The following is a 14,413-nucleotide window of genomic DNA, read 5'->3' on the forward strand; positions in this document are numbered from 1 at the left end:
CGGTTTCAAAAAGCAAATGAAGAGTTTCGATATCCCCACGTTTTACCGGTCGCCCATCATCGGGCCCATTAAGGAAGCCCGGAAGATTACAGACCCACGAAAGAAGGATTTCACGCCGACCATTCTGGACTTTGGGACGGTGCGCTTTGTGATCGCCCGTCATTTTGGGTTCTGTTATGGGGTAGAAAATGCCATTGAGATTTCGTACCGAGCCATCGAGGAGAATCCGGGTAAGCGGATCTTTTTATTGAGCCAAATGATTCACAATCAGGAGGTCAACGCGGACTTGGAAAGTCACGGCTTGCGATTCATTCAAGATACACTTGGAAATCAACTCATCTCTTGGGATGAAATAGGAAAGGACGATGTGGTTATTGTTCCTGCCTTTGGGACCACCTTGGAGATTGAAGCGCTCCTCAAGGAGAAGGGAATCGAAACCGCCACCTACGATACCACTTGCCCCTTTGTGACTCGAGTTTGGAAACGGGCCGATAAGCTCAGTGAGCAAGAGTACTCCCTCATTATTCACGGGAAGCACAGGCATGAAGAGACGCGGGCCACCTTTAGTCATACCAGTGCCAAATCTCCTGCATTGGTGATCAAGGATATGGATGAAGCCAAGGTTCTGGGAGCCATCATGCGGGGAGACCGTCCGTTGGAAGACTTCTATTCCTTTTTTGAAGGGCGGTTTAGCTCGGATTTTGACCCAGCCAAGCACCTTGGTCGATTTGGGGTCATCAATCAAACGACCATGTTGGCGACCGAAACACAGGCCATAACGGACTATTTGAAGGCTATTTCACTTGAGAAGTACGGTGAAGAAAATATTCGGGATCACGTTGCCGATACTCGGGACACCCTGTGTTATGCCACCAATGATAATCAAGAGAGTACATACGGACTGCTGGAGCACTCTGCGGATATTGCCGTTGTAGTGGGAGGGTACAACAGTTCGAATACCAGCCACTTGGTCGAGCTTTGTGAAGAAAAGCTACCGACCTTTTTTGTCAACTCAGAACAGGAGATTGAGGGAGCGCAGAGCATTCATCACTTTGACCTGCACAAGAAAGAGCGTGTTCACAGTGACTCCTTCCTGCCGAACGTCGATGAGGTGCCTGAGATTATCCTGACGAGCGGGGCAAGTTGTCCGGATGCCATCGTGGACCGAGTGATGATGCGCATTTTGGAATACTATCCAGGCCATCGTGATCCAGAGGCCGTTGTCACTGAGATTACTTCAAGTCCGGAAAATTCCTGAGAAAGCGATAGCGTTTTTCTTCGTGGTCCAGGGTACAGTAGTAATGCTCAAGACCGTTCGTGACGGCTAAGTAGGGGACTTGAAGAACCAAGTTGTATCGAGCAATCTGATCAAATGTTTCCTGAGTGATGGCTACTGTTGGTCGCTTACACTCCACAATGAGCTGTGGTTTTCCCTCTTGGTTGAAATAAACAGCATCGCACCGTCGAGCCATGCGATTGAGTTCAATGGAATATTCAATAGCAATTCTTCCTGCAGGTAAGCCGCCTTCAGAAATCATGAACTGAACAAAGTGCTGGCGTACCCATTCTTCCGGGGTCAATATGATATATTTGTTCCGGACGGGGTCCAAAATCTCCATTGTGCCATCTGTGTGCTTTCGGATTTTGAAGGGATACGTCGGTAAGTTCAATTCCTGCATGGAGTAAAGGTAGAACTATGAAGAATAAAGAAGACATTATTGCCAATTGGTTGCCGAGGTATACTGGTCTTGCTTTGGAGGACTTCGGTAAGTATATCCTACTCACCAACTTCGACAACTACGTAGACCTATTCGCTGAAATGCAAGGGGCCGAAGTTCGCGGACTGGACAAGGCCATGCCAAGCGCCACAGCTGATGGTATAACCATGATCAATTTTGGAATGGGCTCGCCAAACGCGGCAACCATGATGGACTTACTGGGAGCGATTGACCCAAAGGCTGTCCTTTTCTTGGGTAAATGCGGCGGTCTTAAAAAGAAAAATGAACTCGGCGATCTGATTCTTCCCTTGGCGGCTATTCGGGGTGAAGGAACGTCGAATGACTTTTTCCCACCGGAAGTTCCGGCCCTTCCGGCATTTAGCCTTCAAAAAGCGGTATCCACAACTATTCGAAATCACAGCCGAGATTACTGGACCGGTACGGTTTACACGACGAATAGACGAGTATGGGAGCACGATTCAGATTTCAAGGAATACTTGCGCTTAACTCGGGCTATGGCCATTGATATGGAAACTGCCACTCTTTTCAGCGTTGGCTTTTACAACGAGATTCCGACCGGTGCGCTGCTGTTGGTGAGCGATCAGCCCATGATTCCGCAAGGGGTCAAAACAGAAGAGAGCGATAAAAAAGTAACGGGATCCTTTGTTCGCGATCACGTTCAAATTGGCATAGATGCGCTCAACGAAATCCGCAATGAGGGTTTAACGGTGAAACACCTTCGCTATTGATGGATCAATTCAATCAACTCGTTCACGATCTGAAAGCGGGTAAGTATGCACCCATTTATTTCTTGATGGGTGAAGAGCCTTTCTTTATTGATGAGGTGGTGCATTTCATTGAGGAAAACGCTCTTGAAGAAAGCGAACGCAGTTTCAATCAAACGATTCTTTACGGCAAGGAGACGGATATTGATACTGTGGTTTCAGAGGCCAAGAGGTTTCCAATGATGGCCGAAAGGCAAGTGGTCATCTTAAAGGAAGCACAGCATCTGAGAAAGTGGGATGCTCTGGAGCACTACGTTGAGCAGCCTCAGCCCACGACGATTCTCATCATTGCTCACAAGTACAAGAGTTTCGACAAACGCAAAGCACTCTTCAAGAAGTTGACCAAAAGTGAAGCTATGGTCATGGAGTCGAAGAAGATGTACGACGATAAAGTCCCGGGATGGGTTGAACAGCGCGTGCACCAATTGGGCTTCACCATTTCCTTTAAGGCGGCGGCTCTGCTCGTTGAGTTCTTAGGAAACGACTTGGGTAAGATAGCCAAGGAGTTGGAGAAGCTCTCCATTCTGCTCAAACCTGGAGCAGAAATCACTCCTCAGTTCATTGAAGTGAATATTGGCATAAGTAAAGACTACAACAATTTCGAGCTCCAAAATGCACTCGGAGCTGGCGATATCGAGAAGTCAAATCGAATCATTGACTATTTCGCCGCTGATCCAAGCCATCATCCCATAGTCGTCACCTTGGGAGTACTTTATAACTTCTTCAGCAAGCTACTCATATACCACAGCCTTAAAGACCGAAGCCGAGGCGCCGTGGCCAGCGCGTTAAAAGTGAATCCTTATTTCGTTGCTCAATATCAACAGGCGGCTCAGCGCTATTCGTTGAGGAAGTCTGCACGTGTCATCGGTTATCTGCGTGAAGCAGATGTGCGCTCCAAAGGCGTGGGAAATGTCAGTACTGCTCCGCATGATTTACTTCGGGAGCTCGTGTTCAAGGTGCTCCACTAGAGTTATCTCATGGAATTCTTAAATTCGGGTAACCGAACCTGACTACATGACCAACAGAATAATGATGGTGCTTTTTGCACTAGTATGCCAGCCGCAGATTATTGTGGCGCAAAAGGATACGGCAAAAGCTTTTCAGAACACGGACCCTATGGGTGGCCCAAAATCTATTGGCCGGCAACTGGAAGAGGAGAACAACGCAATCACCTTTCAGTATCGTTACAACGGGGAGGTACTCAAGCCTTACTACGACTTTAAAAAGTCCCTCAACGACAAATACGGCTTGCAGTTCAACGCGTTTTATACGAGTGCATACATCTATTCGACAAAGACAATTGATGAAGATCGTCAAGCAGGTGTCGGGAGCGGTATTTTGGATCTTCAGCTCGGTTGGAATTTGGTGGGGCGTAAAACGGGTAAAAATCGAGGGACGCTTTTCATCAAAGCCAATTCCCGTCACACCTACGCGGGTCCGGATGGCCCCGTTCCGATGTTTCATGGATTAACGGAGTCTGGATATTACGGTTTGCCGGCCACAGGATTTAACGACTACACCTTTCGTATTCTAGAGCTCAACTGGCAACAGAATTTTTTTAATGAGCGATTGGGTATTGTCCTCGGAAAGGTGGATTTGACCAATTACTTCAATTTTCACGGTCTAATCATTCCTTGGCGACATTTCATGGGTTTTGGATCGTCCGTTTCAGGAAGTATGAATTGGGGAAATCAGGGCTTTGGAGCAGTGGCGAGCTATCGCTTGACCGATCACTGGTACGTTATGGCCGGTATTGTGGACGTTTACGGCGATCAGTTTCAAGACGGAGATTTCTTAGATTTGGGCGAGTATTGGCAAGATGGTTTGTTTCAATTCAATGGGGAAGTTGGCTGGGTACCATCCTACGAAGAGCGGTATTTCAAAAAGATATCGCTGACCTACTACACCTCACCCGAATACACGGCTGTTCAGAATGGTGCCGTTATTTCACGTGGTCAAGGAGTGGCTTTTTCTGCCCATTGGTTTTTCCAGGAACGCTATGTGCCCTTTGTGCGTTTCGGTTTCAGCAATGGGGTAGGAGAGAATAACTTTTACTCGGCAGACGTACAAGTGGGTCATGGCTGGCGCTTCAGGTACCATGATATTCTGGGGATTGCGGCGAGTTGGAATCAACCGAATATTCCCGATGTGGACGACCAATTTACGGCTGAAGTCTTTTACCGTATAAATATAAGTGCCCGCTTGGAAATTACACCAAGTACGCAGTTTATCATAAACCCCACACTTAATCCAACAGAGCGCTCACTCTTGTATTTTGCGATTCGAGGAAGAGCGAGACTTTAAAACCAGAACTATGAAAAAGATTTGGATTCTACTCACGGCTTTTACTTTTGCGGCACAGGCACACGAACCACGGCCAGGTGAGGAAAGTAAAACCTGGGATGCCTCTCAAAAGGCTAAGGACTTTGTCGAAGAGACTATTGTGATTGGCTTTTTTGCCAGCCCCTATGGTGCTGGTTGGTTGGAAGATCAGACCTTTCACGACTATTTAAATCGTTCTCGTGCAGCAGGCATTACGGGACACAGCATGACCTTAGCTGCGGCAAGCCACACCTGGGAGCAATTTGAAGCGGAGCACCAGAAATGGAAGTCGACAATGGCGCAAGATCCGGAAAAGTACATTTACGTGCGTAGTATTCGAGATATTGAGGCCGCTCATATTCGTGGAAACACTACAGCGGTCATTTGGAACTCACAGACTTCCACAATTTTGAATGGAGACCTCAAAAAGGTCGCGACCCTCAAAGAGATGGGGATTTCGAGCATGATCCTTTCGTACAATGACTTATTTCGAGCGGGTTCTGGTTGCTTAGCAGAGTTTAACGGGAATAATACAGGCGTTACTCCATGGGGATTGGCCATCGTTGACGAAATGGTGAAACATGGTATAATCGTGGATCTTAGTCATTTAGGTCCAAAAATGACCATGGGCATTATGGACTATATGGACGAACGATATCCTAATGTTCCGTATGTCTTTACTCATTCAGTACCGGCAGGTTTATACAAAAATGAGCCAAAGGCCACGGAACGTGGGTGTTATCGAAATATCTCGGATGAAGAGGCCCTCCGTGTTGTTAAGTCTGGCGGATACGTATCTCCCACTTTTACGGAATGGATGATGGATGGTATATGGCCCGACGACATTACCCCTCAACAGTGTGCAGACATGATCGATTACTACGTCCAATTGGTTGGAGTAGACCATGTAGGGATAGCTTCGGACGATATGTTTACTACAAAACCCACTATGGACTTTGTTGCGGCAAATCCAACCATGTACAATGATGGAGGATACATGGTCGACGCATTCAATAAAGGAGCTTCTGGTTGTGGTGAATTGGCAAAAATTCTGGCAGCAGTAACGGATGAGCTTTGGAGCCGGGGCTACACCAATGAGGACCTTGCCAAAATCTACGGAGGAAACAAAATGCGGGTATACAGAGAGGTTTGGGAAGGTTTTGCTCCGGAAAATGACCCTGTTGACGCTCGTGAGCGTGAGGAGTTCGTGCGCGAACAGCGCCAGAAATACCTCCAGCGATAGAGCGTGAAGGGCAGGCCAACCTGCTTTGGTAAGATTACTTATCTTAGCGCTCTTGCTGAAACGGACTATGGTTAATAGAATGCTACGAAACACAGTCCTGACTATTGGGCTCTCTCTTTTGTCACTTTTTGCCCAGGCTCAGGATTACGGTACCCTAAGGGGATTTGTATACGAGAAAGAAACAGGTGAGCCGGTTATGTTCGCCAATGTTATTTTGGAAGGAACCACTTTTGGAGCCTCCACAAACATTGACGGGTTTTTCACAATCGCCAAGGTTCCTACAGGAACTTATACTGCCCTTGGACTCTACATTGGATACGACACCGCCTCGGTGGAAGTGAGTATCCAAAAAGATAAGATCACTACTGAGAAATTCTACCTCGGAGAGTCGAGCGTGCAGCTGACTACTGTTGAGGTTTCGGCTGAGCGTCAAGAAATGAAAACGGAGGTGCGTACTTCTGTGACCAAGGTGACCGCCAAGGAGATTACGACCATGCCGGCAGTGGGAGGGGAGCCCGATTTGGCTCAATATCTTCAAGTACTGCCTGGAGTGATTTTCACCGGAGACCAGGGAGGTCAGCTCTACATTCGTGGTGGTGCGCCTGTGCACAACTTGACTCTTTTGGACGGAATGGTCATCTACAATCCGTTTCATTCCATAGGTTTCTTCTCTGTATTTGATACGGATATCATCCGCAACGCAGATGTATATACAGGGGGTATGCCTGCTGAATACGGAGGGCGAATTTCCTCAACGATGGACGTCAGTATTCGTGACGGGAACAAGAATCGCTTAGCCGGAAAAATTGGAGCGAGCACCTTCGCCACCAAGCTCATGCTTGAAGGTCCGTTGAGAAACAATGAAAAAGGGAGCACCACTTTTTTGGTAAGTGCCAAGCGCAGCTACTTGGAAGAGAGTTCTCAAATCTTCTACGACTACGCTTCTGAAGATGGACTTCCATTCGGCTTTACGGATCTCTATGCTAAGTTGAGCTCTAGCAATAGCTCGGGTTCGAAGTTCAATGTCTTTGGTTTCAATTTCCGTGACCGCGTAAACTACGCAGGTGTTCAGGAGATGAACTGGAACAGCTACGGTGCTGGATCGAATTTCGTATTGGTGCCTGCAGCTTCTCCCTTCTTGATGCAAGGAGATTTTAGCTTCTCAAACTACGCTATTGAATTGGACGAGGGGGACGGACTTCCTCGTACCAGTGAGGTCGGCGGATTTAACCTAGGATTGGATTTCACCTACTTCCTTCCTAATGATCGAAACCTAGAGTACGGATTAGATATTCAAGGATTCAACACAGATTTTATCTTCTTCAACAGCCTCGGTCGTAAGATCGAGCAGCGCCAGAGCACTACGGAGCTCGCGGGATACTTGAAATACAAATGGAATACCGCGCGCTGGGTTTGGGATCTGGGATTCCGTATGCACTACTACGCTTCTTTGAGTTCAGCTAGCCCGGAACCGCGTATTGGAGTGAAGTTCAACGCCACCGAGAAGTTGCGATTCAAGGCAAGCGGTGGATTGTATAGTCAGAACTTGATTGCAGCAAATAGTGATCGCGATGTGGTCAACCTCTTTTACGGTTTCTTAAGTGGTAGCGATAATATTCCGGACGAGTTCCGTGGAGAGCCCGTCAATAACCCGTTGCAGAAGGGTCGTCACGTGATTTTCGGATTTGAATACGACTTAACAGATCGAATTGATGTGAATGTTGAAGGGTACATCAAGGACTTCAACCAAATGACCAACATCAACCGGAACAAGATTTACGAAGACAACCTATCGAACAATGATAAGCCCGAGTATCTCGTGAAGGATTTCATCATTGAAACTGGATTGGCCCGTGGAATTGACGTGAGCATGAAGTATGCGGATAAGAATATGTATGTCTGGTTCGTCTACAGTTTGGGTAAAGTGACCCGTACAGACGAATTCATTACTTATGCACCACATTTTGACCGTCGCCACAACATTAACATAGTGACGACCTATAAATTTGGAAAAGACGACGCTTGGGAAATTAACGGACGTTGGAACTTTGGTTCTGGATTTCCTTTCACCCAAACGGCTGGCTTCTATGAGCTGCTGAACTTCGAAGATGGTATCAATACCGATCCTTCAAATACCAATGGGGAGCTGGGTATTGTATACGACGATTTGAATGGAGGACGTCTTCCGACCTACCACCGTTTGGACTTGGGAATGAAGCGTACATGGAAATGGGGACAACACAATGTTCTTGAAGCGATCCTTAGTATTACGAATGTCTACGATCGTCAGAATATTTTCTACTTCGATCGTGTTGATTACGAGCGTGTTGATCAGCTTCCAATTCTGCCGAGTGTAGGATTTACCTACTCGTTCTAATTGCTTAGCTTTGTACGCGGTTTCAACCTTACTTCTAAACCGCGGGTATGTCGAGCACCAAGTACATTTTTGTCACCGGAGGGGTGACAAGTTCATTAGGTAAAGGGATTATTTCGGCCTCTCTGGCCAACTTGCTTCAAGAGCGTGGTTACTCGGTAACCATTCAGAAGTTCGACCCCTACATCAATGTCGATCCAGGAACACTTAACCCTTACGAGCACGGAGAATGCTACGTAACCGATGACGGTGCAGAAACCGACCTTGACCTTGGGCATTACGAGCGTTTCTTGAACCGACCAACGTCGCAGGCAAATAATGTGACCACGGGTCGTATTTACCAAAGCGTTATCGAAAAGGAACGTAAGGGTGAATACCTCGGCAAGACGGTTCAGGTTATTCCTCACATCACAGATGAGATCAAGAACCGCATGATGCTCTTGGGCAAATCAGGTGATTACGAAATCATCATTACCGAAATTGGCGGCACTGTGGGTGACATTGAGTCACTTCCATATATAGAAGCAGTTCGTCAGTTGACTTGGGAATTGGGCGATGATTGTATGGTTATTCACCTTACCCTGATTCCTTATTTGGCGGCCACGGGTGAATTGAAGACCAAGCCGACACAGCATTCTGTTAAACTGCTCCAAGAATCGGGAGTACAGCCGCACATTTTGGTTTGCCGTACCGAGCACAAGTTGAGCGATGAAATCCGCAATAAACTCGCCTTGTTCTGCAACGTGAAGAAAGAAGCGGTGATTGAGTCGATCGACGCAGATACCATATACGACGTGCCTTTGCTCATGCAAGAAGAGCGTTTGGACGAAGTGGTTTTGAAGCGCTTGAACTTACCAAGCTCCAGTAAACCTGACATGCGGGATTGGAAGAACTTCTTGCACAAGCTCAAGAACCCAGACAGCGAAGTCAAGATAGGCTTGGTGGGTAAATACGTAGAGCTTAAGGACGCGTACAAGTCCATTGCAGAGGCCCTTATTCACTCTGGAAGTGCCAATGAGTGTAAGGTCAATGTTCGTTGGATTCACAGTGAATACTTGGATGAAGAGAATGTGCCAATTCGTCTGAAAGGATTGGATGGCATTATCGTTGCACCGGGCTTCGGTGAACGCGGACTAGAAGGGAAGCTCGATGCTGTGCGCTATGCACGGGAAAACAAGATCCCATTCTTGGGTATCTGCCTCGGAATGCAATGTGCGGTTATCGAGTACGCCAGAAATGTTGTGGGGCTGAAAGACGCCAACAGCACGGAGATGAATCCAGAAACGGATCATCCGGTCATCGCGCTCATGGAAGAACAAAAGAAAGTGATCAATAAAGGTGGTACCATGCGTCTCGGAGCTTATCCGTGTACCCTTGAAAAGGGGAGTACGGCTGCAGGAGTTTATGGTCGAAGCCAAATTTCAGAACGTCACCGTCACCGCTTCGAATTCAACAACGATTTCCGCGCACAGTTGGAAACCGCAGGAATGAAATGTAGCGGGATCAATGACGAGTCTGGATTGGTTGAAGTGGTTGAATTGGAAGACCACCCTTGGTTTGTCGGTGTTCAGTTCCACCCAGAGTACAAGAGTACGGTGGAGCGTCCAGCACCGCTTTTCATCCACCTGGTAAAAGCCGCCATCGCGCACAAAGAATCAAAGAATGGAAAATAAAGGATTCGACTGGAATTCTTTTATCGGAATGATCCTGATCGGGGGTATCCTCGTGTGGTTTGCCTATACCAACCAAGGATCCGATGAAGACAATGAGGCCCTACGGGCCGATACTTCACGCACGGAGCAAGTAGAAGAGAAGGTCCGTGAAGCAGAACCCGAAGTAGTCATCCCAGACCTCGCCGTTCAGGAAATCCCTGAAACAACGGATACGGTATCGGAGACAACAACGACTGCTCAAAAGCAATTGGGATTCTTCAACCCCGTGCCTGAAGACTTGAGCACGACGACGTTGGAGAATGACGTTCTGAAGGTAACCATCGCGCCGCGAGGCGCTCGCTTATCAAGCGTTGTATTGAAGGAGTACGAGCGTTACGGCGGTGGTGAACTCGAATTGATTGATCCTGAGCGCAGTACTCAGACGTGGGAGTGGAATGTCAATGGAGTGCCCGTCCCTTCAGACAAACTGTTCTTTGAGAAAATGCCGTCTTCAAGTGACGAAGCCATCTACCGCTTGTCCCATTCAGACCGCTCCTATGTGGAGATTCGCTATGCCTTGGAAGAAGGAACGGATCTGAAGTACAGTGTTCGTAGCTACGGAATGGATGAATTCCTCTCTGGAACAACAAATTTTGTGTGGTCTCTTGATGCATTGAAGCTCGAAAAGACCAAGGACAACCTCCAAAACCCCACGGCCATCTACTACCTCCGCAATGGAGATGTGGATCGCATGGGAGTTAGAGGAGATAAAGAAGATACCAAGACGGAGATTGAGTGGTTGGCCTACAAGCAGCAGTTTTTCAGCTCCATTCTTCAGCCGGATTTTGTTCTTCCTCAGGCGACCCTTTCTACTGTGACCCTGGAGGACAGCACGCACACGAAGCGCATGGTGGCGCGTATGCCACTAGAGCAAAAAGCAGAGTACGGCTTTACGTATAGCTTTGTACCCAACCAGTACAATACGCTGGATGCCTACGACAAGGATTTCGACGAGATGATTCCTCTAGGCTGGGGAATTTTCGGCTGGGTCAACCGCTGGATGGTCATTCCGGTCTTTAATTTCTTCGACGGTCTGGGTTGGAACTACGGTATCATCATCTTGGTGATGGCCATTGGAATTAAGGTGGTGTTGTTGCCCTTCCAATACCGCAGCTATTACAGTATGGCCAAGATGCGCGTGTTGAAGCCCGAGTTGGATGAAATCAATGAAAAGCACTCGGATAACATGAAGAAGCAACAAGCTCAAATGGAGCTCTACCGCAAGGCTGGTGTGAATCCATTGGGTGGTTGTTTGCCGATGTTGTTCCAGCTTCCGTTTTTGATAGCTCTTTTCCGCTTTTTCCCGGCGAGTTTTGAATTGCGGGGCCAAGGCTTTTTGTGGGCCGATGATCTGAGCTCATACGACAGCATCATGACCTTGCCGTTCTCGATTCCCTTCTACGGGGATCACGTGAGTCTCTTCACCATATTGATGGCAACTTCACTGTTCTTCTATACGCGCATCAACCAGCAGATGACACCTCAGTCTGGAAACAACCAGATGCAACAGCAGATGAAAATCATCCAGTACATCATGCCGTTTATGATGCTTTTCTGGTTCAATAGCTATTCCAGCGGATTGAGCTATTACTACTTCTTGGCCAACGTTATCTCCTTTGGACAGCAGTTTGCCATTCGCAGCTTCATTGACGAAGATGCCATTCACGCAAAGCTTCAAGAGAACAAGAAAAAGGAGAAGCCCAAGTCTGCTTTTTCGAAGCGATTGGAGCAGATGATGAAAGAGCAGCAGCAGGCCCAACGGAAGAAGAAGTAATTGCGTTTATTTTCGTAAATTCGGCCAACATTACCTTAAACTGACTGTACGTCAAGCAATTAATTTCTACTCGCTATGAAAAAAGTCTTAGCAATAGCCCTCGCGACCGGAATGATCTTCGCCGGTTGTAAGAAAAAAGATGAAAACAACGGAACGGGTACCCTCGAGCCAGCACAAAAGCAGCGCGCTTTGGTGATGGAAACGACCGGTTCTTGGTGTGGTTACTGCCCTAATGGTGCGGAGACCATGGTTCAAGAAGAGCACAACTTCGGTGACGACATGATGGGTGTTGCCGTTCACACGGGAGACGCCTTGGAAACGCCTACGGCAAGCGATTTCAGCGACAACTTCCCAGCTAGTGGTGTTCCTAACTTCTACGTTGGAAACCAAAACTCTGGACAGAGTATCGCCGGAAACATCGCGGCCTTGATTCAGCAAGCTCCTATGGCTGGTGTGGGTCACAATTGGTCTCGTTCAGGAGATGCGATCAGCGTTCAATCTAAAGTGAAGTTCTACGAAGCTGGAACGGGTAACTACTATGTAGGTTGCTACTTTATCCAAGGAGATATCGAAGCTTCAGGTGCCTTGACTCAGTCTGATTACACAGATCGTCTAGAAGATGTTGACGGAGTTTCTAAGTGGAAAGTCGATGCGGCTCCAGTGAACAACGGAGGATCTCAAGAGTACTTGATCAAAGCGGGTGACACATTCATCCACGCGCACACGTTGACTTCTCATGCGGACGGATTGAACACATGGGGTGAAATGATTCCAGTGACTCCGACTGCAGGAGATCAGTACACCATGAACTTTACCTTGACTATGCCAGCTAACTCAGCAACAAACGGCATGAAAGTATTGACCGTGCTTTGGAAAGATAACGGAGCGGGTGGCGTACAATTCGTCAACGGTTACATGAAATAATCAATCTGTATTAATCACAGCTTGCAGGAAGACCCCTTTCGAAAATCGGAAGGGGTTTTTCTTTGGCCCGGTTTTGGCTACGTTTACCATATGAAACATATCCTCATCGCATGTCTGGCCTTCGGTATGTTGGCCGCCTGCAACGGCAGTAAAGAAGTGAGCAGCCCTGCTCCTGAAGCTCAAGTGCAACAACCAGAGGCTCCAGCCACGCCTAGAACTCCGCAAAGTTCAGAGGTGACGCCAGCCCCAGGTGCCATGCGCGATGCTGCGCTTGATGGAGCAGAAGCGCCAAAGTGGGGATTCACATACGATCGTCAGCCTTGCTTCGGGAAATGCCCATGGGATAGTTTCACGGTATATGCAGATGGCTCGGTACTGTACGTCGGTACACGAGACGTTGAACGCATCGGAAGCTTTAAGGGGAGATTGCCTCAAACCAAAGCCACGGCGCTTCAAAACAAGCTCTCGGAACTAGGCTTTTTTAAGTGGGACGATAAGTACGACAATAACATCACTGATTTACCCTCCCTTCAATTGCGCTATATGGCACGAGATGGATTTACCAAGAGTGTATTCATTCGAGGTGAAGCGCCTACGGGAACAGAGTCTTTAGGGAACTACATGATTGGACTATACGAGTCGGTTACCAACTGGGAAGAGGTCGAGGACTTAGAGGTGCCACACAACGAATAAACCGGTCTTATAGATCGCTTAGTGAAAAGGTCTCCTTCAAACGGGGACCTTTTTCTGTTTGCTGTAGAGTGCAACAGTCGTTGTAATAGTCGTGCTCCAAGAAAAGGACATATTCCTCCTCAGCGATTTCCGGGAAGAAACTCTTGCGTTCGGATAGGGTGAGCAAGGGCCGTGTATCGTACCCCATAACGTAGGGGAGTGGGATATGTCCGGTTGAAGGAAGCAGATCGGCCATGAAGACCAGTTTTGTCCCCTTGTAGTCGATCATAGGAATCATTTGACTGTCCGTATGCCCATCGGCAAAAAGGACATCTATGCCCGGAAAAACATCGAATGCACGGTTTCCATCTCCGCGTTCGATAAACTTGAGCTGTCCACTTTCCTGAAGGGGTAGGATGTTCTCGCTCAAGAAGCTCGCCTTTTCCCGCGCATTGGGTTCAGTGGCCCATTTCCAATGACGTTCATTGCTCCAAAACGTCGCGTTTTTAAAGGCCGGCTCAAAGTGATCAGCTTCAGAGCTTGCGCGTTGGATGGCGCCTCCTACGTGATCGAAATGAAGGTGGGTGAGAAAAACATCTGTGATGTCATCTCGAGAGAACCCAGCCGCCTTCAAACTGCCGTCCAGACTGTGGTCTCCGAAGAGGAAGTAAAAACTGAAGAACTTCGCACTCTGTTTATCCCCGATCCCGGTATCTACAAGCATTAAGCGATTACCATCTTCAATCAAGAGCAGACGCATGCTCCACGGGCACATATTGTTGTCGTCAGCGGGGTTCGTTCGCGACCAAAGGCTCTTGGGCACTACGCCGAACATGGCTCCTCCATCGAGCTTAAAGTTTCCAGAATGGATGGTGTGTAGTTTCATATC

12 protein-coding genes are annotated in these 14,413 nt (G+C 47.9%); 10 read left to right on the forward strand and 2 right to left on the reverse strand.

What is annotated here, in order from left to right; genetic code table 11:
* Nucleotides 1-16: 16 nt before the first annotated feature.
* A complete protein-coding gene (locus tag HZ996_08080) occupies nucleotides 17-1,258 on the forward strand; it encodes a 4-hydroxy-3-methylbut-2-enyl diphosphate reductase (GenBank protein ID QTN39093.1) in 1,242 nt (413 codons plus the stop codon).
* On the opposite strand, the gene HZ996_08085 is transcribed toward HZ996_08080, so the two are convergent.
* The gene (locus HZ996_08085) at nucleotides 1,233-1,679 is read right to left on the reverse strand and encodes a type I restriction enzyme HsdR N-terminal domain-containing protein (GenBank protein ID QTN39094.1); all 447 of its coding nucleotides are present in this window, start codon (nucleotides 1,677-1,679) and stop codon (nucleotides 1,233-1,235) included. The genes HZ996_08080 and HZ996_08085 overlap by 26 nt on opposite strands.
* Before the next feature lie 17 nt (nucleotides 1,680-1,696).
* Here HZ996_08085 and HZ996_08090 point away from each other — a divergent pair, with 17 nt between their 5' ends.
* The 9 genes from HZ996_08090 to HZ996_08130 all read left to right on the forward strand — a co-directional run bounded on the left by HZ996_08090 (nucleotide 1,697) and on the right by HZ996_08130 (nucleotide 13,545).
* Entirely contained in the window at nucleotides 1,697-2,467 is a 771-nt protein-coding gene (locus tag HZ996_08090) for an AMP nucleosidase (protein ID QTN39095.1), read from the forward strand.
* On the forward strand, nucleotides 2,467-3,471 hold the full coding sequence (gene holA / locus HZ996_08095) for a DNA polymerase III subunit delta (GenBank protein QTN39096.1): 1,005 nt from the start codon (nucleotides 2,467-2,469) through the stop codon (nucleotides 3,469-3,471). The genes HZ996_08090 and holA overlap by 1 nt, the downstream gene beginning before the upstream one ends.
* A gap of 46 nt (nucleotides 3,472-3,517) precedes the next feature.
* Nucleotides 3,518-4,807 (forward strand): hypothetical protein, encoded by a 1,290-nt coding sequence (locus tag HZ996_08100; GenBank protein ID QTN39097.1) that lies wholly within the window; start codon nucleotides 3,518-3,520, stop codon nucleotides 4,805-4,807.
* A 10-nt stretch (nucleotides 4,808-4,817) separates the two neighbouring features.
* Entirely contained in the window at nucleotides 4,818-6,068 is a 1,251-nt protein-coding gene (locus HZ996_08105) for a membrane dipeptidase (GenBank protein ID QTN39098.1), read from the forward strand.
* 79 nt (nucleotides 6,069-6,147) lie between these two features.
* Entirely contained in the window at nucleotides 6,148-8,445 is a 2,298-nt protein-coding gene (locus HZ996_08110) for a TonB-dependent receptor (GenBank protein ID QTN39099.1), read from the forward strand.
* 47 nt (nucleotides 8,446-8,492) lie between these two features.
* On the forward strand, nucleotides 8,493-10,115 hold the full coding sequence (locus HZ996_08115) for a CTP synthase (protein QTN39100.1): 1,623 nt from the start codon (nucleotides 8,493-8,495) through the stop codon (nucleotides 10,113-10,115).
* Nucleotides 10,105-11,928: a membrane protein insertase YidC gene (gene yidC / locus HZ996_08120; GenBank protein QTN39101.1), complete on the forward strand. Its 1,824-nt coding sequence runs from the start codon at nucleotides 10,105-10,107 to the stop codon at nucleotides 11,926-11,928. Before HZ996_08115 ends, yidC begins: the two co-directional genes overlap by 11 nt.
* A gap of 75 nt (nucleotides 11,929-12,003) precedes the next feature.
* Entirely contained in the window at nucleotides 12,004-12,852 is an 849-nt protein-coding gene (locus HZ996_08125) for an Omp28-related outer membrane protein (GenBank protein ID QTN39102.1), read from the forward strand.
* Between the two features lie 90 nt (nucleotides 12,853-12,942).
* Nucleotides 12,943-13,545 (forward strand): hypothetical protein, encoded by a 603-nt coding sequence (locus tag HZ996_08130; GenBank protein ID QTN39103.1) that lies wholly within the window; start codon nucleotides 12,943-12,945, stop codon nucleotides 13,543-13,545.
* A 7-nt stretch (nucleotides 13,546-13,552) separates the two neighbouring features.
* Here HZ996_08130 and HZ996_08135 read toward each other — a convergent pair whose 3' ends face one another.
* On the reverse strand, nucleotides 13,553-14,410 hold the full coding sequence (locus HZ996_08135; GenBank protein ID QTN39104.1) for an MBL fold metallo-hydrolase: 858 nt from the start codon (nucleotides 14,408-14,410) through the stop codon (nucleotides 13,553-13,555).
* Between the last annotated feature and the right edge of the window lie 3 nt (nucleotides 14,411-14,413).

The organism is Cryomorphaceae bacterium (assembly GCA_017798125.1).
Lineage (GTDB): Bacteria > Bacteroidota > Bacteroidia > Flavobacteriales > ECT2AJA-044 > ECT2AJA-044.

Excerpts from the sequence above, each read along its gene's own strand:
- HZ996_08080 (QTN39093.1), top strand. The coding sequence starts at position 17 with ATGAAGAGTTTCGATATCCCCACGTTTTACCGGTCGCCCATCATCGGG.
- HZ996_08085 (QTN39094.1), bottom strand. The coding sequence starts at position 1,679 with ATGCAGGAATTGAACTTACCGACGTATCCCTTCAAAATCCGAAAGCAC.
- HZ996_08090 (QTN39095.1), top strand. The coding sequence starts at position 1,697 with ATGAAGAATAAAGAAGACATTATTGCCAATTGGTTGCCGAGGTATACT.
- holA (QTN39096.1), top strand. The coding sequence starts at position 2,467 with ATGGATCAATTCAATCAACTCGTTCACGATCTGAAAGCGGGTAAGTAT.
- HZ996_08100 (QTN39097.1), top strand. The coding sequence starts at position 3,518 with ATGACCAACAGAATAATGATGGTGCTTTTTGCACTAGTATGCCAGCCG.
- HZ996_08105 (QTN39098.1), top strand. The coding sequence starts at position 4,818 with ATGAAAAAGATTTGGATTCTACTCACGGCTTTTACTTTTGCGGCACAG.
- HZ996_08110 (QTN39099.1), top strand. The coding sequence starts at position 6,148 with ATGCTACGAAACACAGTCCTGACTATTGGGCTCTCTCTTTTGTCACTT.
- HZ996_08115 (QTN39100.1), top strand. The coding sequence starts at position 8,493 with ATGTCGAGCACCAAGTACATTTTTGTCACCGGAGGGGTGACAAGTTCA.
- yidC (QTN39101.1), top strand. The coding sequence starts at position 10,105 with ATGGAAAATAAAGGATTCGACTGGAATTCTTTTATCGGAATGATCCTG.
- HZ996_08125 (QTN39102.1), top strand. The coding sequence starts at position 12,004 with ATGAAAAAAGTCTTAGCAATAGCCCTCGCGACCGGAATGATCTTCGCC.
- HZ996_08130 (QTN39103.1), top strand. The coding sequence starts at position 12,943 with ATGAAACATATCCTCATCGCATGTCTGGCCTTCGGTATGTTGGCCGCC.
- HZ996_08135 (QTN39104.1), bottom strand. The coding sequence starts at position 14,410 with ATGAAACTACACACCATCCATTCTGGAAACTTTAAGCTCGATGGAGGA.